The sequence below is a fragment of the Siccirubricoccus deserti genome, from assembly GCF_014283215.1.
Classification (GTDB): Bacteria; Pseudomonadota; Alphaproteobacteria; order Acetobacterales; family Acetobacteraceae; genus Siccirubricoccus; species Siccirubricoccus deserti.
Genome location: NZ_JACOMF010000001.1, coordinates 198879 through 221130, shown reverse-complemented (window position 1 = coordinate 221130; position 22252 = coordinate 198879). Strand labels below are relative to the sequence as shown.

Annotated in this window: 18 protein-coding genes; 8 read left to right on the top strand and 10 right to left on the bottom strand. The window is 70.8% G+C overall.

The window, feature by feature from the left end; translation table 11 throughout:
* Window positions 1-3 precede the first annotated feature (3 nt).
* Both H7965_RS01050 and H7965_RS01045 read right to left on the bottom strand, forming a co-directional pair.
* A complete protein-coding gene (locus tag H7965_RS01050) occupies window positions 4-2970 on the bottom strand; it encodes a formate dehydrogenase subunit alpha (RefSeq protein WP_186768659.1) in 2967 nt (988 codons plus the stop codon).
* Window positions 2971-2980: 10 nt separating this feature from the next.
* Window positions 2981-3196 (bottom strand): formate dehydrogenase, encoded by a 216-nt coding sequence (locus H7965_RS01045; RefSeq protein WP_186768658.1) that lies wholly within the window; start codon window positions 3194-3196, stop codon window positions 2981-2983.
* 116 nt (window positions 3197-3312) lie between these two features.
* Here H7965_RS01045 and H7965_RS01040 point away from each other — a divergent pair, with 116 nt between their 5' ends.
* On the top strand, window positions 3313-3591 hold the full coding sequence (locus tag H7965_RS01040; protein WP_186768657.1) for a hypothetical protein: 279 nt from the start codon (window positions 3313-3315) through the stop codon (window positions 3589-3591).
* 505 nt (window positions 3592-4096) lie between these two features.
* Window positions 4097-4660, top strand: a complete 564-nt coding sequence (locus tag H7965_RS30305) for a hydantoinase/oxoprolinase family protein (RefSeq protein WP_222440411.1) — start codon at window positions 4097-4099, stop codon at window positions 4658-4660.
* Between the two features lie 222 nt (window positions 4661-4882).
* Here the strand turns inward: H7965_RS30305 and H7965_RS01030 are convergent, their stop codons facing one another.
* Together H7965_RS01030 and H7965_RS01025 are read right to left on the bottom strand one after the other, a co-directional pair.
* On the bottom strand, window positions 4883-6541 hold the full coding sequence (locus tag H7965_RS01030; protein WP_186768656.1) for a hydantoinase B/oxoprolinase family protein: 1659 nt from the start codon (window positions 6539-6541) through the stop codon (window positions 4883-4885).
* A complete protein-coding gene (locus H7965_RS01025) occupies window positions 6538-8589 on the bottom strand; it encodes a hydantoinase/oxoprolinase family protein (RefSeq protein ID WP_186768655.1) in 2052 nt (683 codons plus the stop codon). The genes H7965_RS01030 and H7965_RS01025 overlap by 4 nt, the downstream gene beginning before the upstream one ends.
* 127 nt (window positions 8590-8716) lie before the next feature.
* On the opposite strand from H7965_RS01025, the gene H7965_RS01020 reads away from it, so the two are divergent.
* The 4 genes from H7965_RS01020 to H7965_RS01005 all read left to right on the top strand — a co-directional run bounded on the left by H7965_RS01020 (window position 8717) and on the right by H7965_RS01005 (window position 12989).
* Complete coding sequence (locus H7965_RS01020; RefSeq protein WP_186768654.1) at window positions 8717-10312, top strand: GMC family oxidoreductase; 1596 nt, start codon at window positions 8717-8719, stop codon at window positions 10310-10312.
* A gap of 61 nt (window positions 10313-10373) precedes the next feature.
* Window positions 10374-11129: an SIR2 family NAD-dependent protein deacylase gene (locus H7965_RS01015; protein ID WP_186768653.1), complete on the top strand. Its 756-nt coding sequence runs from the start codon at window positions 10374-10376 to the stop codon at window positions 11127-11129.
* A 13-nt stretch (window positions 11130-11142) separates the two neighbouring features.
* A complete protein-coding gene (locus H7965_RS01010; RefSeq protein ID WP_186768652.1) occupies window positions 11143-12042 on the top strand; it encodes an LLM class F420-dependent oxidoreductase in 900 nt (299 codons plus the stop codon).
* A complete protein-coding gene (locus tag H7965_RS01005; protein WP_186768651.1) occupies window positions 12042-12989 on the top strand; it encodes an LLM class flavin-dependent oxidoreductase in 948 nt (315 codons plus the stop codon). The genes H7965_RS01010 and H7965_RS01005 overlap by 1 nt, the downstream gene beginning before the upstream one ends.
* A gap of 105 nt (window positions 12990-13094) precedes the next feature.
* On the opposite strand, the gene H7965_RS01000 is transcribed toward H7965_RS01005, so the two are convergent.
* Both H7965_RS01000 and H7965_RS00995 read right to left on the bottom strand, forming a co-directional pair.
* Entirely contained in the window at window positions 13095-14180 is a 1086-nt protein-coding gene (locus H7965_RS01000; RefSeq protein WP_186768650.1) for an LLM class flavin-dependent oxidoreductase, read from the bottom strand.
* Window positions 14181-14230: 50 nt separating this feature from the next.
* A complete protein-coding gene (locus tag H7965_RS00995; protein ID WP_186768649.1) occupies window positions 14231-15052 on the bottom strand; it encodes a shikimate dehydrogenase family protein in 822 nt (273 codons plus the stop codon).
* A 106-nt stretch (window positions 15053-15158) separates the two neighbouring features.
* Here H7965_RS00995 and H7965_RS00990 point away from each other — a divergent pair, with 106 nt between their 5' ends.
* Complete coding sequence (locus H7965_RS00990; RefSeq protein WP_186768648.1) at window positions 15159-15947, top strand: IclR family transcriptional regulator; 789 nt, start codon at window positions 15159-15161, stop codon at window positions 15945-15947.
* Window positions 15948-16008: 61 nt separating this feature from the next.
* Window positions 16009-16695 (top strand): RraA family protein, encoded by a 687-nt coding sequence (locus H7965_RS00985; RefSeq protein ID WP_186768647.1) that lies wholly within the window; start codon window positions 16009-16011, stop codon window positions 16693-16695.
* A 170-nt stretch (window positions 16696-16865) separates the two neighbouring features.
* Here H7965_RS00985 and ku read toward each other — a convergent pair whose 3' ends face one another.
* Genes ku through H7965_RS00965 form a run of 4 tightly spaced genes read right to left on the bottom strand, consistent with a single transcriptional unit; the run spans window position 16866 to window position 22244 of the window.
* Window positions 16866-17738: a non-homologous end joining protein Ku gene (gene ku, locus H7965_RS00980; RefSeq protein ID WP_186768646.1), complete on the bottom strand. Its 873-nt coding sequence runs from the start codon at window positions 17736-17738 to the stop codon at window positions 16866-16868.
* Window positions 17738-20338, bottom strand: coding sequence for a DNA ligase D (gene ligD, locus H7965_RS00975; RefSeq protein ID WP_186768645.1), 2601 nt, complete (start codon window positions 20336-20338; stop codon window positions 17738-17740). Before ligD ends, ku begins: the two co-directional genes overlap by 1 nt.
* Window positions 20339-20382: 44 nt before the next feature.
* Window positions 20383-21069 (bottom strand): glutathione S-transferase family protein, encoded by a 687-nt coding sequence (locus H7965_RS00970; protein ID WP_186768644.1) that lies wholly within the window; start codon window positions 21067-21069, stop codon window positions 20383-20385.
* A complete protein-coding gene (locus H7965_RS00965) occupies window positions 21066-22244 on the bottom strand; it encodes a CaiB/BaiF CoA transferase family protein (protein WP_186768643.1) in 1179 nt (392 codons plus the stop codon). Before H7965_RS00965 ends, H7965_RS00970 begins: the two co-directional genes overlap by 4 nt.
* Window positions 22245-22252: the final 8 nt, after the last annotated feature.

Genomic DNA, 22252 nt, shown 5'->3' with positions numbered 1-22252 from the left:
TGGCTACGCGCTCCTGATCTGGCACAGCGTGACCTTGGTTTCCTGCATGAAGGTCACCGGGTCGTAGCCATAGGTCGTCACCGCGTTGACGCTCTCGCCGAGCACGATGGGATCGGTGCCGGGCGGGTAGAAGCGGCGGCGGTCCTCGCCCTGGAACCAGCCGCCGAAGTGGAAGGGCATGAAGGCGACGCCGCGGCCGACCCGCTCCGTCACCAGCGCCTTCACCCGCACCCGCGCCGAGCTTTCCGGGCCGAGCACCCAGACCCAGCCGCCGTTGCGGATGCCGCGCGCCGCCGCATCATCGGGGTTGACCTCGACAAACATCTCCTGCTGCAGCTCGGCCAGCCATCTGTTCGACCGGGTCTCCTCGCCGCCGCCCTCGTATTCGACCAGCCGGCCGGAGGTGAGGATGATGGGAAACTCCTTCGCCACCTGATGCGAGCGCATCTGCACGCTGAGGCCGAGATGCGGCATGCGGTAGCCGCGGCGATCGGGCAAGGTCGGGTAGGTGCCGGGCGGTGCCTTGTTGGTGCTGGCCATGGCTGCGAACTGGTCCAGCGTCGGGATCAGGTCGGTGCGCGGCGTGTAGATCGGCTCGCGGTGCATCGGCACCGGGTCGGGCAGGTTCCAGGCCACCGCCCGCGCCTTGCCATTGCCATGCGGCACGCAGCCATGCTCCATCACTACCCGCTGAATGCCGCCGGACAGGTCGATGGACCAGGAGACGCGGTCGATATCGTCGCCGCCGACGCGGGCGATGCTCTCCTTCTCATGCGCCGACAGCTCGTCGAACCAGCCGAGCCGCTTCAGCACCGCGACGGTGAACTCCGGATAGCCGTCCTGAATCTCCGAGCCCTTGGACCAGCTGCCCTCGGCCAGCAGCGTCTCGCCATTGCGCTCGACGCCGAAGCGGGCGCGGAACACGCCGCCGCCCTCCTTCACATGCAGCGAGGTGTCGTAGAGGATGCCGCAACCAGGGTGGCGCATCTCCGGCGTGCCCCAGCAGGGCCAGGGTAGGCCGTAGTAGTCGCCGCGCACCTCCTCTGGCGCGTCGGGCCCGGCGCGCAGGGTGGTGACGTCGAAATGCTGCTGGTGCAGCATGTGCGCGCGCAGCCGCTCCGGCGACTGGCCGGTGTAGCCGAGGCTCCAGAGGCCGCGGTTCATCTCCCGCAGGATGTCCTCGACCACCACCGCGCCGTCATGCACGGCGATGTTCCTGAACATTTCATCGGCGAAGCCGAGCCGCCGGGTCAGCGCATACATCGCATCGTAGTCGTTGCGGCTCTCGAACAGCGGCTCGACGATCTTCTCGCCCCATTGCAGGGAGCGGTTGGAGGCGGTGCGGCTGCCCACCGTCTCGAAGTTGGTGCAGATCGGCAGCAGATAGGTGTTGTCGCGGCGATTGGAGACCTGGGCGTAGGTGGTCGGGTGCGGGTCCGCCACCACCAGCAGCTCCAGCGCCTCCAGCCCCTTCACCATCTCCGGCATGCGGGTGACGGTGTTGCCGCCGTGGCCGAACACCACCATGCCCTTGAACCGGTCCGGCTGCTCGATCTGGTCCTTCGGCAGCAGCACGGCGTCGAACCAGCGGGTGCTGGGGATTCCCGGCGTCTGCATCAGCCGCTCGCTGGCGAAGCGGTCGCGCAGCCAGGCGTAATCCACCTCCCAGACGCGGGCCCAATGGCGCCAGGCGCTCTCGTCCAGCCCGTAGTAGCCAGGCAGGGTCGAGATATCGAGGCCCATGTCCGTGGCGCCCTGCACATTGGTGTGGCCGCGGAAGATGTTGGCGCCGGTGCCGGCCGAGCCGACATTGCCGGTGGCGAGGCAGAGGATGGAATAGGCCCGGACATTCGCGGTGCCCACGGTCTTCTGCGTCGCGCCCATGCACCAGACCAGCGTCGCCGGCTTCTGCGTGGCGAACATCTGGGCGATGCGCTTGAGCTGTTCGCCCGGCACGCCGGAGACGCGCTCCACCTCCTCCGGCGGCCATTTCGTCACCTCGGTGCGAATCTCCTCGAAGCCATAGACCCGCTGGCGGATGAACTCGCGGTCCTCCCAGCCATTCTGCAGGATGTGCCAGAGCATACCCCACACAACAGGGATGTCGGTGCCGGGGCGGATACGGACGTACTCATGGGCGTGGACCGCGGTGCGGGTGAAACGCGGGTCGATGACGACCATGTTCGCGCGGTTCATCTCGCGCCCGGTCAGCACGTGCTGCATCGCGATCGGATGCGCCTCGGCCGGGTTGCCGCCCATGATGATGATGGTGCGGGCGTTGCGGATGTCGTTGTAGCTGTTGGTCATCGCGCCGTAGCCCCAGGTATTGGCGACGCCGGCGACGGTGGTGGAATGGCAGATGCGGGCCTGATGGTCGGTGTTGTTGGTGCCCCAGAAGGCGCCCAGCTTGCGGAACAGGTAGGCCGCCTCGTTGGTGAATTTGGCGCTGCCCAGCCAGAATACCGATTCTGGTCCGCTGCGCGCGCGGATGTCCATCAGCTTGGCGCCGGTCTCGTCCAGCGCCTGATCCCAGGAAAGGCGGCGCCACTCGCCGCCCACCAGCTTCATCGGGTATTTCAGCCGGCGGTCGCCATGCACCAGCTCCCGCACGCTGGCACCCTTGGCGCAATGCGTGCCGCGGTTGATCGGCGATTCCCAGGCCGGCTCCTGGCCGACCCAGATGCCGTTCTGCACCTCGGCGATGACGGTGCAGCCGACCGAGCAATGGGTGCAGACGTTCTTGATGCGCTGGACCGGGGCGAGCGCATCGAGCGCGCCCATGCGGCCCCCTACCTGCTCCTCGGCCCGTACGGCGCGGCCGGAGAGGGCCCCGAGCGAGGCCAGCCCGGCGCCGCCAAGCCCGGCCTGGCGCAGGAAGCCGCGCCGGTCGAGCCCGCCGGAGGACATCCCCTGCCAGGCCGCCGCCAGCCGCCGTCGTGAGGCCTGGCCTGCTGCGCGCTTGATCAGCATCGGCGCGCCCTCAGTAGCTGTTGGTGCGGTAGAAGGCGCGGACGTGGTCGGTCTCGCGGTAGCGTGGCGCCCGCTTCGCCGCCTCGTTCTCCTTCTCCGGCGGCAGGCCGCCGGTGCCGCCATCCGCGCGGAACCCCGCGGCAGGTGCGGCGGCCAGGCCGATCGCCACACCGGCGGCGCCCAGCAGGCCACGCCGGGCCGGCTTCTCCTCGCTTCGATCCCGCATCATCCCAACCCCCGGCCCAACTGTGCATGAAAGGAACGCTGCATCCGCTGTCGCGTTGCGCCACATCACGTCGCGTTGCGCCACATCACCACGATCTGCCCTGGGAGGTACGGGACATGCGCCGCACAGCGTTTCGCCATTATCCCGTGCTGGCCTGCGGCACGCTGCTGCTGGCTGCCGGGCCTGCCCTGGCGCAGGGCACCGCCCCGACGCAGGGCGTGACCCGGCCATCCCCGCCGCCCGCCGCCGAGGCGCCGCCCCCCGCCCCGAGCCAGCTTGGTGACGGCGAGCCGCGGCGCGACACCGGCGGCGGCGCCACGCGCACCACGCCGGACAGCACCGCGCAGACGCCACTGCCGCCGCCGGGCCAGGCGGAACCACCGCCGCGGCGCTGAACCCGCCACCCCCACCGCCTTGGCGTGCTTGATGCCACCTGCTGCACCACGAAAGGGGCACCGGGAGACAGGCATGGGCTGGCGGCGATATCGGCGGCTCCTTCACCGATCTCGTCGTGCTCGACGACCGTAGCGGCGCGGTGCTGGCGCTGAAGGTGTTCTCGCGCCGGACCAGCCGGGCGCCGAGATCCTCGCCGGGCTGGCGGCACTCGCCGCCGCCGAGGCGGCGGGGGCGGAGGGCATCATCGTCGCGCTGCTGCATGCCTGGCGCAACCCGGCGCAGAAGGCGGCCGCCCTGGCCATCCTGCGGCGGGCGCGCCCCGGCCTGCCGGTGTTCGGCTCGGCCGAGACCTGGCCGATCATCCACGAGTACGTACGCATCATCACCGCCGTGGGCGGCGGCTACGTCCAGCCACGCGTGGCACATTAGCTCGGCGGGCTGCAACAGGCGCTGCGGGAGACCGGGCCACGGCGGAGCCGCGCATCACCCGCTCCAACGGGGGTGATGACGGCCGAGCAGGGCAAGCGCGACTGCGTGCAGATGATCCCCTCCGGCACCGCCTCCGGCGTCATCGGCGCCGGCTTCATCGCCGGGTTCTGCGGCCTCGGGGAATGCATGAGCTTCGACATCGGCGGCACCAGCGCCGATGTCGCGCTGATCCTCGATGGCCAGCCGCAATACGGCACCGGCGAGCGGATCGGTGAGTTCCAGATCCACATCCCTTCGGTCTCGGTCACCTCGATCGGCGAGGGCGGCGGCAGCATCGCTTCGGTCGGCAGCTTCGGGGTGCTGCGGGTGGGGCCGGAGAGTGCCGGCTCCACCCCTGGTCCGGCCTGCTTCGGCCGCAGCGGGACACGACCGACGGTGACCGATGCCGTCGCGGTCTGCGGCATGATCGGCCAGGCGGCGCTCGGCTACAGCGCGGTGACGGTGGATGCCGGGCGGCCGCGGGCGGTGCCTCGCTGCTGCGCTTCGCCAAGGCGCTGGCGCAGGCCCCGGCCGGGGATGTGGCGCAGATCACCATCCTGTCGCAGCTCGGCGCGGTGCCGGACATCCTGCGCGACGTGACCCTGCCGGCCTTCCGCGCCACCAGACCCGGTACGGAGGGATGAATGCCAGCTCGCCTGGATCACCCGTGGCTTCTTCTCTCCGGCCAGCACCGCGGTGCAGATCCCGGAGAGCTTGAAACGCAGGATGTGGTGATGAGCGCGGAGGATGCGCAGAAGCGGCTGGTGCGGCCCGATTTCGAGGCCATCGGGCCGAACATGCCGCGGCTGACGACGATGATCGTCAGGGCGCTGAAGGGGTGACCTTCCCGTCCAGTAGATCCGCCGTCCGGGCCGCCGCGGCGCGGCGGTCCGGGTTGCCATAGCCGCCGCCGCCGGCGGTCTCGATCACCACCCGGTCGCCCTTCTGCAGCCGGGTGACGATCTTGGAGGGGATCACCTCCTCGGTGCCGCCGCGACGGTGGATGACGGAGACGGCGCGCGCGCCCTCGCCGCCGCCGAACAACCCGGCGGCGGCGCTGAAATGCCGTTCGCTGCGGTGGGTGAAGCTGACGTCGTCCACCAGCGCCTCGTATTCGCGGATGGTGCCGAGGCCGCCGCGCCATTCGCCATCGCCGCCTGAGCCGGGCCGCAGCGCGACGCGGTTGAGGCGGACCGGCGTTTCCATCTCCGCCGCCTCGGCCGGCAGGTTCATGCAGTTCGTCGCGTCGGTCTCGATGACATCGACGCCATCGCTGCCGCGCGCCGCGCCACTGCCGCCGGCGATCAGGTCGCCGGTGACGAAGGGCTTGCCGTCCGGCCGGCGGCCGCCAAAGGCGACGATCACCATCTGCCCGGCCGATGGCGCCGGGATGCGCTCCGGCAGCACCGGCGCCAGCGCGCCGATGATGGTGCCGGTGATGCGCTTGATGGTGGAGGTCCGGGCGTTCACCGGCGCCGGCTCGCGCGGGTTCACCAGCGTGCCTTCCGGCAGGTGCAGCGAGATCGGCCGGAAGCAGCCGCCATTGGTCGGAATCTTCGGGTCGGTCAGCGCCCGCACCGCGAAGCAGGCGGCGGCCAGCGAGCCGGAGGGCACGCAGTTCAGCGGCCCACGCACCTGTGGGCTGGTGCCGGTGAAGTCGATGTGGATGGCATCGCCCTTGATGGTGACGGCGACCTCGATGCGGATCGGCTTGTCCAGCTCGACGCCGTCATTGTCCAGCCAGTCGACATGCCGATAGGTGCCGTCGGGGATTTCTGCCAGGGCCAGCCGGGTCATCCGCTCCGAGCGGTCGAGCAGCTCGTGGAAAATCACGGCCAGCGCGTTGCCGCCCTGCTTCTCCGCCAGTTCGGTCACGCGGCGGGCGCCGATGGAGCAGGCGGAGACCTGGGCATGGATGTCGCCCATCACCGTATCGGGGATGCGGACATTCTGCCGGATCATCGCCTCCAGGGTTGCATTCACCACGCCGCGGTCGCGGAACTTCAGCGGCGGGATGCGCAGCCCTTCCTGGAAGATCTCGGTGGCATTGGTCGGCACCGAGCCGGCCGAGAGCCCGCCCATGTCCTGGTGGTGCGTCATCGCCGCGCTGTAGGCGATGATCCGGCCACCGGCGAAGATCGGCTGCACCACGGCGATGTCCGGCAGGTGCGTGCCGCCGCAATAGGGGTCGTTCAGCACATAGGTATCCTCCGGCTGCATCGTCGCCGGCGGGAAGTCGCGCAGGATGCGGGCGACCGCCGGGATCAGCGTCGCCAGATGGATCGGGATGGAGCAGCTCTGCGCCAGGGTCTGGCCATCCGCGGTGAAGAGGCCGGCCGAGGCGTCCAGCCCCTCCTTCACGATCGGCGAGAAGGAGCTGCGCAGCAGGGTCGACTGCATCTCATTGGCGATGCCTTCCAGCCGGTGGCGCGTCACCTCCACGGTGATCGGGTCGAGGCTGGCTGTGCTGAACTCGCTCATGCCGTGATCTCCTTCCGGATCAGCAATGCGCCGCCGGGGGCAAGGCTCGCGGTCCAGCCCGGCTCGACCAGCGTGGTGGTGTCGACCTGCTCGATGATCGCGGGGCCGGGGATGCGGTCGCCGGCGCGGATGGCGTTGCGCTGCCAGATCGCCGCCGGGACCGGGTGCGGCTGCTGCCGCACCCGGATGGGCCGCATCGAGGGCGCCGCCGCCGCGCCATGATGCAGGCCGATGCCGCCGGCGACGCTGCCGGCGCGGGAGCGGTGGACGCTGCGCAGGTTGACGAATTTCGCCGGCAGCGGCGGCGCATGGCCATAGACCCGGTGATGCGCGGCGAGGAAGGCCTGGTAGGCCTCGCCGACCGGATCGGGCTCGTCCAGCCGCAGCGGCACCTCCAGCCAATAGGACTGGCCGATGTAGCAGAGGTCGGCGGCGTGGCTGATCTCGACCTCCTCCTCGGCCAGCCCCTCCGCCTTGGTCAGGGCGCGGCAGCGGGCATCCAGCGCGGCCAGCGCCGGGCTCAGCAGCGCCGGGTCCAGCCCCTCACAGGCATGCGGGAAGGCGCTGGCGATCTCATGCTCCACCGCGGCGCCGAGCAGCCCAGCGGCGGCCAGCACGCCGGGGTGCGGCGGCACGATGATGGTGGTGATGCCGAGGTCCTCGGCCAGGGCGCAGCCATGCATCGGCCCGCCACCGCCGAGCGGCAGCAGCGCATAGCCGCGCGGGTCGATCCCCCGGCCGATGGAGACCAGCCGGATCGCCTCCGCCATCTGCGCATTCAGCACGCGGTGGATGCCGAGCGCCGCATCCTCCAGCGCCATGCCGAGCGGCTCCGCCACCGTGCGCCGCACCGCATCCGCCGCCAGCGCGACCTGCAATGTCATGCTGCCGCCGGCGAATTGACCGGGGTCGATGTAGCCGAGCACGACGGAGGCGTCGGTCACCGTCGCCTGGGTGCCGCCGCGGCCGTAGCAGGCCGGACCCGGCTCCGACCCCGCCGATTGCGGACCGACCCGCAGCGAACCCGCCGCGTCGATCCAGGCCAGGCTGCCGCCGCCGGAGCCGATGGCGGTGACATCCACCATCGGCACCCGCACGGTGAAGCCGTCGATCAGCCCCTCTGCCCGGATCAGCGGCGTGCCGTCGCTGACCAGCGCGATGTCGCAGGAGGTGCCGCCGATATCGACGGTGATCAGGTCGCGGAAGCCGGCGCCCATCCCGACGTCCAGCCCGCCCACCACGCCGCCGGCCGGGCCGGAGAGGAACAGCCGCACCGGCCGCCGCCGGGCGATGGCGGAGGACATCAGCCCGCCGCGTGACTGCATCACTTGCAAGGTGGCCGGCACGCCGGCCCGGGCCAGCCCGGCCTCCATGTTCGCCAGGTAGTCGGCGACCAGCGGCTTCACATAGGCGTCGAAACCAGTGGCGCAGGTGCGTTCGTATTCGCGGAAGGCCGGATCGACCTCGGAGGAGAGCGAGACCGGCAGGCCGGGCCGCATCTCCTCGATGATCTCGGCGATGCGCTGCTCATGTGCCGGGTGCAGGAAGGAGAAGACCAGGCAGACGGCGATCGCCTGCACCTCCAGAGCGAGCAATTCGGCGACCGCCTGGCGCACGCTGGCCTCGTCCAGCGGCAGCAGCACCGCGCCGCCGGCATCCACCCGCTCCCGCACCTCGCGGCGGTAGCGGCCTGGGGCGAGGAAGACCGGGGTTTCCGGGTGCAGCACCAGATCATACATCTGGCGCCGCATCTGCCGGCCGATCTCGATGACGTCGCGGAAGCCCTCCGTCGCAATCAGCCCGATGCGGGCGCCCTTGCGTTCCAGCACCGCATTGGTGGCAACCGTGGTGCCATGGGCGAAGCGGCGGATGGCGGAAGCCGGCACCTGCCATTCGCTGCCCGCGGTCTCCAGCGCGGCCAGCACCGCGCGGCTCGGGTTGCCGCGGGTGGTCGGCACCTTGGTCAGGCGGATGGAGCCGTCCGGGGCGCGGCAGACCACGTCGGTGAAGGTGCCGCCGATATCGATGCCGAATTCGAAGCCGTCCATCCGCTGCCCATCCGCTGCTTCCCGGTGATCCTAGGCAAGGATCACGCCGGATGGGAAATCGCCCCCGCATGGCTTGACCGGCCGGGCGAGGGCGCGGCGCAATGGCAACAAGACCTGGGGGAATGCCATGGACACCGACTATCTGGTCATCGGCGCCGGCTCGGCCGGCTGCGTCGTCGCCAGCCGGCTGAGCGAGACTTCGGCGCAAGTGACCTTGCTGGAGGCCGGGCCGTCCGACTGGTATCCCTGGATCCACATCCCCGCCGGCATGCTGAAGCTGATCCGCAACCCGCGGGTCAATTGGATGTACGCGACCGAGCCGGAGACGGGCAGCAACGACCGCGCCATCCACTGGCCGCGCGGGCGGGTGCTCGGCGGCTCCTCCTCGATCAACGGCATGCTCTATGTCCGCGGCAACCCGGCGGATTTCGACGGCTGGGCGCAGATGGGCTGCCGCGGCTGGAGCTATGAGGATGTGCTGCCCTACTTCCGCCAGTCGGAGCATTACGTCCAGGGCGGCGAGGCCGAGTACCGCGGTCAGGGCGGCGTGCTGCGCGTCGAGGATTACCGCACCATCCTGCCGCTGACCCACCGCTTCGTCGAGGCGGCGCAGCAGGTCGGGCATGTCTTCCGCAAGGACCTCAACGGCCGTGAGCAGGAGGGCGTCGGCTATTCGCAGATGACCCGCAACGGCCGCTTCCGTGGCTCGACCGCCCGCACCTTCCTCGCCGCCGCCAAGGGAAGGCCGAACCTCCGGATCGAGACGGATGCGGTGGCGACCGGCCTGATCTGCGAGGGCCGCCGCTGCGTCGGCGCCCGCTTCCGCCAGGGCGGGGCGGAGCGCGAGATCCGGGTGACGCGGGAGGTGATCCTCTCCGGCGGCGCGGTGAACTCGCCGCATCTGCTGCAGGTCTCGGGCATCGGCCCGGCGGCGCATCTCCAGGCGATCGGCGTGCCCGTGCTCCAGGATATCACCGCGGTCGGCGCGAACCTGCAGGATCATTACGTCGGCCGGGTGCAGCACCGGGTGAAGGGCGAGATCTCGACCAACCAGCTCGCCCGCGGCTGGCGGCTGATGCGGGAGGCGATGCGCTACGCGGTCCAGGGCCGCGGCGCGCTGACCTTCGGCGTCACCACCGCGCAGGTCTTCTGCCGCTCCCGCGAGGGCCTCGCCAGCCCCGATTTGCAGCTGCTGTTCACGCCGGCCACCTACGACCGCGACGTGGTCGGCACCCTGGAGAGGGAGCCGGGGATGACCGTCGCGGTCTGCCCGGTGCGGCCGGACAGCCGCGGCACCATCATGGCCCGCTCCGCCGATCCGCTGGAGAAGCCGGCGATCCGACCGAATTACCTGGCGCAGTATTCCGACCAGCAGGTGCTGGCGGCGGGCATCCGCCTGGCCCGGCAGATCTTCGCCGCTCCCGCCATGGCTCAGCACAGTGCCTTCGAGATGATGCCGGGGCCGGAGGTGAACAGCGATGCCGAGATGCTCGCCTATATGCGCGAATACGGCACCACAATCTACCACCCGGTCGGCACCTGCCGGATGGGCGAGGACCCGGCCAGCGTGGTGGACAGTCAGCTCCGGGTGCGTGGCATCGGCGGGCTCCGGGTGATCGATGCCTCGGTGATGCCGACCCTGACCACCGGCAACACCAATGCGCCGACCATCATGATCGCCGAGAAGGGCGCGGCGATGATCCGGGCCGAGGCCCGCGCCTGACCCTTGCCCCGGTAGCAGCCGGCGCTTGCCCGGCGGCGGAAACCGGGTCAGGCTCCCCGCCATGGAGCAGGCGTCCGACACCATGGAATTGCGGCGGCTGATCGCCGCCGCCCGCCGCGCCGTGGTCTTCACCGGCGCCGGCATCAGCACGGAATCCGGCATCCCGGACTTCCGCAGCCCGGGCGGCATCTGGACCCAGATGCAGCCCATCATGTTCCAGGATTTCTGTGCATCGGCCGAGATGCGGCGGGAGGCCTGGCGCCGCCGCTTCGCGTCCGACCCGGTGATGCGCGCCGCCGAGCCCAATCGCGGCCATCGCGCCGTGGCGCGGCTGGTGCGGGAGGGCAAGGTCTCCGCCGTCATCACCCAGAACATCGACGGGCTGCACCAGGCCTCCGGCATCCCCGACCGCCAGGTGATCGAGCTGCACGGCAACACCACCTACGCCACCTGCCTCGACTGCGGCGAGCGCTATGAGCTGGAGCCGCTGCGCGCCGCCTTCGAGCGCGAAGGCGACGTCCACGACTGCCGCGCCTGCGGTGGGCTGATCAAGACGGCGACCATCAGCTTCGGCCAGTCGATGCCGGAGGCGGCAATGATCCGGGCGCAGCAGGAGGTGCTGGCGGCCGACCTCTGCATCGTCCTCGGCTCCTCCCTGGTGGTCTATCCCGCGGCGGGCTTCCCCGAACTCGCCAAGCGCAACGGTGCCCGGCTGGTCATCGTCAACCGCGAGGGAACCGGGCTCGACGACATCGCCGATCTCGTCATTCACCGCGGCATCGGCGATGTGCTGGGCGCCGCCGTCGGCACCAATTGAGGAGGGCTGACCGATGCGCCTGGGTGTGATGCTGCCGCTGAGCGATATCGGCGGGGCGCCGGAGACGGTGCGGGATGTCGCCCTGGCGGCGGAGGAGATCGGCTTCACCAACCTCGGCCTCGCCGACCATGTGCTGGGGGTGAATGTCGCATCGCGGCCGGATTGGGGTGACCGCAATACGTCGAAGGACCTGTTCCACGATCCCTTCGTCTGCTTCGGCTACCTGGCCGCGCTGTGCCGGCCGACCACCGAATTTTCCACCCAGGTTCTGATCCTGGCGCAGCGCCAGGCGGCGCTGGTGGCGAAGCAGGCGGCGTCGCTGGATGTGCTCTGCGGCGGGCGCTTCCGGCTTGGCGTCGGGGTCGGCTGGAATCCGGTGGAGTTCACCGCGCTTGGCGAGAATTTCGGCAACCGCGGCCGGCGCAGCGCCGAGCAGGTGCGGCTGATGCAGGCGCTCTGGGCCGAGCCGCATGTCACCTTCGAGGGGCGCTGGCACAAGGTGGAGGATGCCGGGATCAACCCGCTGCCGGTGCGCCGCCGAATACCCGTGTGGTTCGGCGGCCATGCCGCGCAGACCCTGGAGCGCATCGCCACGATCGGCGACGGCTGGATCATGAATGCCTATGCGCCGGGCCCGGAGATCGAGGGCGAGCTGGCCAGGATCAGGACGCTGGCGGAAAAGGGGGGGCGCGATCCCACGGCGATCGGCCTTGAGGTCTGGATCTCCGGCGGCGCCGGCGACGAGGCGAGCTGGGCGCAGGATGCCCGCTACTGGAAGCGCCTCGGCGCCACCCACCTGACCCTGACCAACACCTATGGACGGCGGCACCACAAGCGCATCCCGGGGCGCAGCATCGCCGACCATCTGGCGGTGATGCGGCGCTTCCATGCCGCCGTCGCGGAGATCGCCTGATGGCCGGCCGCCGCATCGCCATCGGGCTCGGGCTGATGGAGTTTCCCTTCGCCGATGCGGCGGGATTCTGGCGCTGGGTCGATCTCTGCGAGCAGGGTGGGGTGGACAGCCTCTGGCAGACCGATCGCATCATCAGCAACCAACCGATCCTCGAATGCATGGCGACCCTGGCGGCGCTGGCCGGGCATACGCGGCGGCTGAAATTCGGCATGAACGTCGTCTCCCTGGCGATGCGGGAGCCGGTGCTGCTGGCCAAGCAATGCGCCACCATCGACATGCTCTCGGCCGGAAGGCTGCTGCCGGGCTTCGGCATCGGCAGCCCGTTGGCGCCGGAATGGGGCGCGATGGGGCTGGAGCCGAAGGAGCGCGGCCGCCGTACCGATGAGGCTCTGGAGATCATCGCCCGGCTCTGGCGCGGCGAGAGCGTCGATTTTGCCGGTCGCCACAACCGGCTGACCGGCGCCCGCATATCGCCGCTGCCGGTGCAGCCCGACCTGCCGATGTGGATCGGCGGCGCTTCCGATGCCGCGGTGCGCCGTACCGCACGCTACGGCACCGGCTGGCAAGGCGGCCCGGAGACGCCGGCGGAGGCGGGGGCGGTGGTCAACGCCATTCGTGCCGCGCTGGTGGAGACCGGCCGCAGCATCGACGAGGACCATTACGGCGCCGCCTTCGCCTTCCGCTTCGGCGCGGCGGACGACCCGGACATCGCCCGGCTGCGCGCTGCCTATGAGCGGCGCAGCGGCAAACCCGCCGCCGATCGCTTTGTCACCGGCGATGCCGCGGCGATCCTTCGGCGCATCGGCGAATACATCGATGCCGGGGTGTCGAAGTTCATCCTTCGGCCGGCGGTGAGCGACGGGGAGGGGATGCTGCAGCAGACCCGCCTGCTGATCGAGCGGGTGCTGCCGGAGGTCGCCTCGCGTTGGCCGAAGCCGGTGGCGTAGCGCCGCCGCGCCGCCTCCACGTCATGGCGGAACTCGATCCGGCCATCCGTTGATATCCGGATGCGCGGGTCAGGTCCGCGCATGACGGAGAACGGTAGCCGACGGCTATCCCGCCTTCGTTGCCGCGACATGCTGGCGGAAGCGCGGCATCACCTCCTCGGCCAGCCGGCGCATCGTCTCCTGCTCCCAGGCGGCATTCGGACCGCTCCAGTCGAGCCCGGCCATCAGCAGATGACCGAAAGGGCCGACCCGCTCGCGGAAGGCGATCAGCCGGTCCAGCACGGTGCGCGGCGAGCCGCTGATGACACAGTCGTCGATGATCGCCTCCAGCGTCACCGCCGCATCGGGCGTGTCAGCCGCCGGCTTCAAGGTTGCCAACTGGCCGGCGCGGCGGGCCAGGGTGGAGAGATAGTGGAAGTAGTAGCGGTTGGCGCCCTTGGCGTCGAAGATGCGGTCGCGCGCCTCGGCATCGGTGGCGGCGATGCAGAAATTGCGGGAGACACGCCAATCCGCGCCGCTGGCCGCGGCGCCGCTGGCGGCGCGCATCGTCTGCCAATGGCCTTCGACAACCCGCTCTGCCACGAAATTGGCCGAGACCACGCTCCAGCCGCGCTGCGCCGCCATTCGTACCCCGAAGCTGTCGACGCTGCGCGCGGTGATGGCGATGGGCGGATGCGGCCGCTGGCAGGGCTTCGGCATGGTGCCGACGCCGAACTCCGGGATGATCGCCTCGGTGATCCGCGCGCCGGCGATGTCATAGGGCGGGTCCTGCGCCCAGATCGCCAGGATGGTGTCGATCGACTCCACCATCCGCTTGCCGCGCTGCGCCGGATCGGTGTTGCCGAACAGCTCCCAGTCCGAGGCCAGGCCGCCGGGGCCGATGCCCATGATGAAGCGGCCGCCGGTCATCTGGTCGAATTGCGCCACCTCGGCGGCAACGATGGCCGGGTGGTGGTTCGGCAGGTTGATGACGCCGGTGCCGAAGGTGAGATTGGTGCGCGGTGCCAGCCCGGCCATGAAGATCAGCGGCGAGGCGATGGGCTCGGAGGAGGCGGAGAAATGCTCGCCGACCCAGAGCTCATGGAAGCCGAGCCGGTCGGCCAGCAGGGATTTCTCGGTGTCCTCCGCCAGGGTCTCGGCCATCGGCCGCTCCGGCGGATGCAGCGGCATTATGAACAGCCCGAGGCGCATCATCGTCTCTCCCACCTTTCGGAGGAGGCTAGGCGTATCGGCCGCCAGCATCAAGCCGATCTGGAATGCTGTTCCAGATCTCTCTCCAGCAGGAAGTCCACGATCATGTCCCGCACGGCGGTGAACATGCCGATTCCGGTCTGCGTGCCGCAGCCACGCGCCCGGGCGGCGGCCAGCAGCGGGGTGACCTCGGGCGCGGTGATGACCTCGCCGACGAAGGTGCCGGGCGCCAGGCGGTCCGCCAGCAGCGGCAGCGGGTCGTCCGGCAGCATCCCGGCCGGGGTGGCGTTCACCGCCAGATCGAACCCCGCAGGGTCGGGCGAGCCCTCCCGCACCCGGTCGCCGAAGCGGCTGCGCAGCCGGCCGATCAGCCGGTCCCGCCGCGCCGCATCCGCGTCATGCAGCGCCAGCGAGGCCACCCCGGCCTCCAGCAGCGCCAGGGCGATGGCGGTGCCGGCGCCGCCGGCGCCCACCTGCAGCGCCCGCCTGCCCTCCGGCACGCAGCCCGCCCGGCGGATGCCTTCGACGAAGCCAAGCCCGTCCAGCATGTCGCCATGCCAGCCGCCATCCGGATTGCGGCGCATGGCGTTGGCGGATTCGAGGAAGCGGGCGCGCTCCGTCACCGTGGCGCAATGCCGGAAGGCGGTGAATTTATGCGGCACCGTCGCCACGATGCCGTCGAGGTTCCGTGCCAGCGACAGGCCGCGGATGCAGGCATCCACATCGGCAACCGGCACATGCACCGGCACGAGCACGGCGTTCCGGCCGCGCGCCGCAAGGCTGTGGGTGATTCCGGCGGGGGACTGCACCTGGGCGATCGGGTCGCCGATGACGACATAGAGGCGCGTCGCGCCGTTCAGCCCTGCGAGCATGCGCCTTCCTCCACCTTGCCTGCAACGAAGGCTGGCAGGAATTGGAACGTAGTTCCATATTGAATCCGCCCGGGCGCTCCTGGAGGCGTCCGCAGCGGGAGACCCGATGACCGCCGTGCTCGACCGCGCCCTTCGCCTGCTGGAATTGCTCGCCACCGCGCCGGCCGGCTTGCCGCTGCATGCCATGGCGGACCGGCTGGCGATCCCACGCAGTGCCACCCATCGGCTGCTGGCCGAGCTGGTCCGCCAGGGCTATGTCCGCCAGGACCGCGACCAGGGGCCCTACCGGCTGAGCATCAAGCTGGTGTCGCTCGGCCTCGGCTATCTGGCGCAGAGCGGCATCACCGACATCGCCCAGCCGGTGCTGGACCGGCTGGCGCAGGAAACCGGGGAGCTGGTCCGGCTCGGCGTCATCGCCGATGGCCGGCTGACCTGGGTGGCGAAGGCGCAGGGTGCCCGCTACGGGCTGCGCTACGACCCCGACATGGGCATGGATGCGCATCTGGCCTCCACCGCCAATGGCCATGCCTGGCTGGCGAGCCTGACGGATGAGGCGGCGCTGGCGCTGGTCGCCGCCCAGGGCTTCGGCGACCCGCGGCAGCTTGGCCCCCGGGCGCCGCGCACGCCGCAGGCGCTGCTGCAGCGGCTGCGGGCGGCGCGGGCGCAGGGCTATGCGGTGGTGGAGGACAGCTCCTCGCCGGGAATGGCGGCGGTGGCCGCGGTGGTGCGGCACCCGGTATCCCAGGCGCCGATCGGCGTGCTCAGCATCGCCGGGCCGCTGCTGCGGCTGGATGCGGCGCGGATGCACCGGCTGGCCCCGGCGCTGCTGGCCGCGGCGGCGGAGCTTTCGGCCGGCGCCCAGGCCTCGCCGGCCTTCGCTTTGGCGGCCGAGTGACGCTTCCGGTTGACCCTGCCCGGGCTTGGCGCTTGGCTGCGGCGTCCAGGGAAGAACCGCCATGCTGCACAACCCGCCGCTGCTGACCCTCCACCGGGGCCACCGCCGCCCGAGCCAGGCGCTGATCGATGCCTTCCGCGGCGCCCAGACCTCGCATCTGGCCGATGCGATGGATGGGCGCGGCGCGGTGGACTGGCGAATCAAGCCGCTTGATCCGGAGAATGCCGCCTTCGTTGGCGCGGCGCTGACCGCGCATGCCTATCCGGCGGATACCGTCGGCATGTTCGGCGCGTTGCATGAGGCGGAGCCGGGCGACGTGCTGATGGTAAGTAATGACGGCTTCACCGGCACCGCGCTGATCGGCGACCTCGCCGCCGGGATGATGAAGAACAAGGGCGTCGCCGCTTTCGTCACGGATGGTCTGGCGCGCGACCGCGCCGGCATCGTGGCGGCGCGGCTGCCGCTGTTTGCCGCCGGCATCAGCCCGAATTCCCCGGCGCGGAACGGGCCAGGCACGGTCGGCCTGCCGGTGACCTTGGGCGGCGTCCATGTCCGGCCGGGCGACATCGTCGTCGGTGATGCCGATTCCGTGGTGGTGGTGCCGCTGGAGCGAGCCGAGGCGGTGCTGGAGGCGCTGGCCGCGGTGCGTGCGGCGGAGGTGCTGGCCGAGCAGCGGGTACATGAGGGCGCCACCATGACCCCGGGCATGGATCCGATCATCGCCGCGGCGCGCATCATCGGCGGCTAGCCGACTGCCGAAAGGGCCGGCACGCGGGGGCGCCTTGCCCCCTCGCGCTCCCCCACCAAGGGCCGAAAGGCTCTTGGAATCCTTGATTGAGTTCTGGCTTCCAGAGGCCCTTCGGCCTCTGGCGGGCAGGGCCCCTCTTGGACCCACAGGCGAGATGCATGGTACCCCGGTCAGGCCCGGCGGCGCGCGGCGGGCTTCCGCGCCGGCGCCTTCGCCTTGCCCGCCGGCTTGCGCTTCGCCGCGCGTTTGGCCGGTGCCTGGTCCTCGCCGAGGCTGCGCTTCAGCGCGGTCATCAGGTCGATGACATTGTCCCGCTCCGGCTCCGCCGCCGGCTCGGGCTCCTCCTCGCCGCGCAGCTTCGCCTCGATCACCTCCCGCAACCGCGCCTCGTAGCGGTCCTCCATGTCGGAGAGGTCGAAGCGTGTGGTCTGGCGGTCGATGAGCTGGGTCGCCAGCCGCACCATCGCCGAATCCAGCTTGATGCCCTTCAGTCCGGCGAAATGCTCCTGCGGGTCATGCAGCTCCTTCGGATCGTGCAGCGTGTGCAGCACCATGCCGCGTCCCATCGGCATGATCGCCACCGCCCGCTCGCGCCGGGCGACGACCAGGCGGGAGAGGGCGACGCGGCCGGTCTTGCCGATCGCCTCGCGCAGCACGGCGTAGACATCCTCGCCGGCCTCGCCATCCGGCACCATAAAGTAGCTGTCGTCGTAGTAGACCGGGTCGATCGCCTCGGCGGCGACGAATTTGTCGATCGCCAGCACGGTGGAGCTGTCGATCTTCGCCCGCTCGAAATCCGCATCATCGAGCAGGACATAGGTGTCCTTCTTGAACTCGTAGCCCTTCACCAGATCGCCGCGGTGCAGCTCCTTCCCGGTTTCGGCGTCGAGCGTCACCATGCGTACGCGGTTGCCGGTCTCCGGGTTGATGAAGTGGAAATGCAGCTCCGCCGAAGCGTGTCGCGCGCTGTAGAGGGCGACGGGGCAGGAGACCAGGGCGAGGCGCAGATGGCCGCGCCAGATCGGGCGTTGATGCTCCGCCATCAGGGCTTCTCCTTCGGCAGGCGGCGCGCCAGCGCCGGCAGCTCCGCCCAGGGGTCACGCTTCTGCCGGGTGATGCGCTGCGGCACGGTGGAGAGGGTGAAGGCCTGCGGGTCGAGTTTCGCACCCACCTCGCGCCAGGCGAGCGGCGTCGCCACCGTGGCGCCGGACCGGGCGCGGGGCGAATAGGAGCAGATGGCGGTGGCGCCCGCGCCGTTGCGCAGCCAGTCCACCAGGATGCGGCCGCGCCGCTTGGCCTTGGGTACGGTGGAGACGAAGCGCTCCGGCGCCTCCGCCTCCATCGCCCGGGCGATGCCGCGGGCGAAGTCGCGCACCGCATCCCAGCCCGCCGTCGGCTCCAGCGGCACCACCAGATGCAGCCCCTTGCCGCCGGTGGTGCGGCAGAGGCTTTCCAGCCCCATCGCCTGCAGCCGCTTCCGCAGCGCAAGCGCCGCCTTCACCACCTCGGTGAAGCCGACGCCTTCGCCGGGGTCAAGGTCTAAGACCAGCCGGTCGGGACGCGCCGGATCGGCCAGGGTGGCGCCCCAGCCATGCAGCTCGATTGCTGCCATTTGCGCGCAGGCCAGCAGCCCGGGCTCGCCCTCGATTGCCAGCCAGGGCTGATCCTCCGATGTGCCCTCGCGGATCGCGGGCGGCATGCCCTTGTTGCCGTGTTTCTGGAAGAAGCGCTGGCCCTCGATGCCGTCCGGGCAGCGCAGCAGGGCGAGTGGCCGGTTGGCGATTTCCGGCAGGGCGCGCGGCGCCAGCTTCGTCCAGTATTCCGCGAGATCCTGCTTGGTGATGCCGGGCCAAACCTCACGGTCGGCATGGGTGATCTCGGTGCCGCCGATGCGCTGGGCGCCGCGCTTCGGGGCGGCGGCGTGGACGATCGCCGCGCCTGGTCTCTGCCGGGGCTGGTAGGGCATGCGGGCGACCTCCGGGTGCGGCACCTCGCGCACCACCTCCTCCGGCCCCTTGTCCTCGCGCAGGCCGAGCCAGGTGGCGTGGCGCAGCCGGCCGAAGCCGGTCCAGCCGATGTACTGCACCTCGGCGACCAGCTCCGGCCGAACCCAGTTGATGGCGGGGTCGGGCGGCTCGCCGGCCAGCAGCAGCCCATCCGGCGACGTCGTCACCATGCGCGACAGGCGGCGATGCAGGCTGCGCAATTCCCGGTCGGAGAAGCCGGTGCCGACGCCGCCGACGTAGTGCAATCCCCGCTGCTCGTCGAAGAAGCCGAGGTGGATGGAGCCGAGCCCGGTGCGGCTGCCGGCCGGCGGGGTCCAGCCGAGGAGGATGAACTCGTCCCGGCCCTGGCATTTCACCTTCACCCAATCGCGGCTGCGGGCACCGCGATAGGGCGCATCGGCCCGCTTGCAGATGATGCCCTCGAGACCCATGGCGCAGGCTTGGCGGCGGACCCGCGGCGTTTCCCCGGCCAGGTGGTCGCTGTAGCGCAGCGGGCCGCGCCATGGGTTGAGCCCGGCCAGTGCCGATTTGCGGTCCGCCAGGCGGCAGGGGCGCAGATCCCAGCCATCCAGGTACAGCAGATCGAAGAGATAGAGGAACAGCCCGCGACGTTCCCCGCCATCGGCCAGTGCCGCCTGCAGCGCGGCGAAGGAGGAGAGCCCGTCCTCCCGCAGCGCCACCAGCTCGCCATCCAGCAGCAGGGTGTCCGGCTTCAGCCGCGCCACGGCGCGCACCACCTCGGGCAGCTTACCACTCCAGTCGAGTCCGTTGCGGGTGATGAGGCGGATATCGCGGCCGGATTTGCGGACCAGCAGGCGATAGCCGTCGAATTTCACCTCGCTGAGCCAGGCGGCGCCTTCCGGCGGTTCCTCGACCAGGGTGGCAAGCTGCGGCTTCTGCTCCTCCGGCATCGGCGCCCGCGCCGCGTCGGCGACTGGCGCAGGCCCGCGCGGGGGCGGGCGCGGCGCCGCCTCTGGCTTCTGGGCGACGGCGATGCCGGGGCGGGATTTCGGCGCCGCCACGGTCTCGGCGCGGGTGACGGCGGCGGGCTTCGCCTTTCTCGGTACCGGGCGCCGCGGCGGGCCGGGCGTGACCTCCAGTACGGAGGCATCGGCGCCGGGGCGTTCCGCCGCGTCATGCTCCTTGATCAGCAGCCAATTCTCGGCGCGTTCCCGGCCGCGGGGCTTCATCCGCACCAGCACGAAGCCGCCGGCGAGGCGCTTACCCTTCAGCTGGAATTTCAGCTCCCCCGCGGCGAGGTCGGCGGCCGGGTCGCCGACCGGCTCCCAGCTGCCGCTGTCCCAGATCTCCACCGTGCCGGCGCCGTAATTGCCTTCCGGGATGGTGCCGCGGAAATCGGCGTAGACGATCGGGTGATCTTCCACCCGCACCGCCAGCCGTTTGTCGGCGGGATCGAGGGAGGGGCCTTTCGGCACCGCCCAGCTCCAGAGGGCGCCGTCATGCTCCAGCCGGAAATCCCAGTGCAGCCGCCGCGCCTCATGCTTCTGCACGACGAAGCGCAGCGCCTGGCCGCGGTGCGCGGCGCGGGGTTCGGGCTCCGGCGTGACGGTGAAGTCGCGCTTCGCCCGGTAGGTGCGGAGGAAGGTATCGCGGGCGGCCGAGGCGCGGGGTGCCATGATGCCCCGGCAACGTTGCCCGGACGCGGTGGTTCCGGCGCGGCTCAGCCCTGCCGGGCGCGCTGGCCGAACAGGATGCGGCGCTCCGCCTCGGTCGGCGGCGCGCCGCGGCGCAGCGCCTTGCCGAGATCGATGCCGCGTTGCACGGCCGGCCGCGCCTTGATCCTCTGCCGCCAGGCCGCGACGGCAGGAAACTCATCCAGTGGCTGGCCGAGCGGCTTGCTGATCAGCACCCAGGGGAAGCTTGCCATATCGGCGATGGAGTAGTCGTCCAGGATGTAGTCGCGCCCCGCCAGCCGGCGTTCCAGCACGCCGAGGCAGCGGTGGTATTCATTGGCGTAGCGGGTGCGGGAGTATTCGTGCTCGCCCTGGGCGTAGTTGACGAAATGGCTGAGCTGCCCGGCCATCGGGCCGAGATTGCCGACCTGCCAGAACAGCCACTCCAGGCATTCCTTGTGGCCCTTCGCATCGCGCGGCAGGAAGCGCCCGCTGCGTGCCGCCAGATGCAGCAGGATGGCGCCGGATTCGAACACCGGCACAGGCCCCTCCGGCGCATCGTGATCGACGATCGCCGGCATCCGGTTGTTCGGGCTGATGGCCAGGAACTCCGGCCTGAACTGGTCGCCGGCGCCGATGTTCACCGGAACCATGCGGTAGGGCAGGCCGCATTCCTCCAGCATGATGGAGATCTTCCAGCCATTCGGCGTCGGCCAGTAGTGGAAGTCGATCATGCGGCATTCTCCGTCAGCGCGGCGATCTCGGCGGCGGTGAGCCCGGCCTCCTGCAGCACCGCCGCGGTGTCGGCGCCGAGCAGCGGGGCAGGGCGCTGCGGCACCGCCGGTGTTGCCGAGAAGCGCGCCGCCGGCCGCGCCTGGCGGATGCGCCCGGCCTGCGGATGCTCGCTCTCCATAACGATGCCGTTGGCGAGGATCTGCGGATGCGTCAGCGTCTCGGTCCGTGTCAGCACCGGTGCGCAAGGCACCGCGGCAGCGGTCAGCACCTCCAGCCATTCCTCGGCGCTGCGCGTCGCCAGCGCGGATTGGATCAGCGCCAGGCGTTCGTTGATATGCGTCTGCCGCAGCGCCGGCGTGGCGAAGCGCGGGTCCTCCAGCCAGCCGGGCTGGTCGAGCGCCCGGCACAGCGCCACCCATTCCCGGTCGTTCTGCACCGCGACGGTGATATGGCGGGTGGTGGTGGCGTAGATCAGGTCGATGAAGCTGGCGGCGTCCTGCTGCGGGATCGCGGCATCGACGAAGGTCTGGCTGCCCATGTCGGAGCCCCAGAGGAAGGCGGTGACCGCGTCCAGCATGGCGAGCCGCACATGCTGTCCTGGCGCGCCGCGGCTGCGCGCCAGCAGCGCCGCGGTGATCGCCTGGGCGGCGACAACGCCGGTCAGCTTGTCCGGGATGATGGTGCGCACCAGCCGTGGCGGCAGGTCGTCGGCGCCGGCCTGGATGCTGGCGAGGCCGGAGACCGCCTGGATCAGCGGGTCATAGACCGGCTTCTGCGCAAACGGGCCCGCCTCGCCGAAGCCGCTGATCGAGACATAGACGATGTCCGGCGCCACCGCCCGCAGCGCATCCTCGCCGAGCCCCATGCGCTCGATGACGCCGGGGCGGAAATTCTGCACGAAGACGTCGCAGCGCGCGGCGATGCGCAGCAGCGCGGCCTTCGCCTCCGGCCGCTTCAGGTCGAGCGCGACGGAGCGCTTGCTGCGGTTGTTGTGGAGGTAGTTGGCCGAGACGCCGCCGCGCCGGTTGGCCGAGGCACGGGTGTGGTCGCCGCCGGCCGGATTTTCCAGCTTGATCACCTCCGCGCCCTGGTCGGCGAGCAGCATGGTGGCGGAGGGGCCGGAGACCATGGCGGTCAGGTCGAGGATGCGGAAGCCGGCGAGGGGGCCTGGCACGAGTCAGG

Bases quoted from the DNA above. Each gene is read 5' to 3' on its own strand.
- H7965_RS01050 (WP_186768659.1), bottom strand. From the start codon at position 2,970: ATGCTGATCAAGCGCGCAGCAGGCCAGGCCTCACGACGGCGGCTGGCG.
- H7965_RS01045 (WP_186768658.1), bottom strand. From the start codon at position 3,196: ATGCGGGATCGAAGCGAGGAGAAGCCGGCCCGGCGTGGCCTGCTGGGC.
- H7965_RS01040 (WP_186768657.1), top strand. From the start codon at position 3,313: ATGCGCCGCACAGCGTTTCGCCATTATCCCGTGCTGGCCTGCGGCACG.
- H7965_RS30305 (WP_222440411.1), top strand. From the start codon at position 4,097: ATGACGGCCGAGCAGGGCAAGCGCGACTGCGTGCAGATGATCCCCTCC.
- H7965_RS01030 (WP_186768656.1), bottom strand. From the start codon at position 6,541: ATGAGCGAGTTCAGCACAGCCAGCCTCGACCCGATCACCGTGGAGGTG.
- H7965_RS01025 (WP_186768655.1), bottom strand. From the start codon at position 8,589: ATGGACGGCTTCGAATTCGGCATCGATATCGGCGGCACCTTCACCGAC.
- H7965_RS01020 (WP_186768654.1), top strand. From the start codon at position 8,717: ATGGACACCGACTATCTGGTCATCGGCGCCGGCTCGGCCGGCTGCGTC.
- H7965_RS01015 (WP_186768653.1), top strand. From the start codon at position 10,374: ATGGAGCAGGCGTCCGACACCATGGAATTGCGGCGGCTGATCGCCGCC.
- H7965_RS01010 (WP_186768652.1), top strand. From the start codon at position 11,143: ATGCGCCTGGGTGTGATGCTGCCGCTGAGCGATATCGGCGGGGCGCCG.
- H7965_RS01005 (WP_186768651.1), top strand. From the start codon at position 12,042: ATGGCCGGCCGCCGCATCGCCATCGGGCTCGGGCTGATGGAGTTTCCC.
- H7965_RS01000 (WP_186768650.1), bottom strand. From the start codon at position 14,180: ATGCGCCTCGGGCTGTTCATAATGCCGCTGCATCCGCCGGAGCGGCCG.
- H7965_RS00995 (WP_186768649.1), bottom strand. From the start codon at position 15,052: ATGCTCGCAGGGCTGAACGGCGCGACGCGCCTCTATGTCGTCATCGGC.
- H7965_RS00990 (WP_186768648.1), top strand. From the start codon at position 15,159: ATGACCGCCGTGCTCGACCGCGCCCTTCGCCTGCTGGAATTGCTCGCC.
- H7965_RS00985 (WP_186768647.1), top strand. From the start codon at position 16,009: ATGCTGCACAACCCGCCGCTGCTGACCCTCCACCGGGGCCACCGCCGC.
- ku (WP_186768646.1), bottom strand. From the start codon at position 17,738: ATGGCGGAGCATCAACGCCCGATCTGGCGCGGCCATCTGCGCCTCGCC.
- ligD (WP_186768645.1), bottom strand. From the start codon at position 20,338: ATGGCACCCCGCGCCTCGGCCGCCCGCGATACCTTCCTCCGCACCTAC.
- H7965_RS00970 (WP_186768644.1), bottom strand. From the start codon at position 21,069: ATGATCGACTTCCACTACTGGCCGACGCCGAATGGCTGGAAGATCTCC.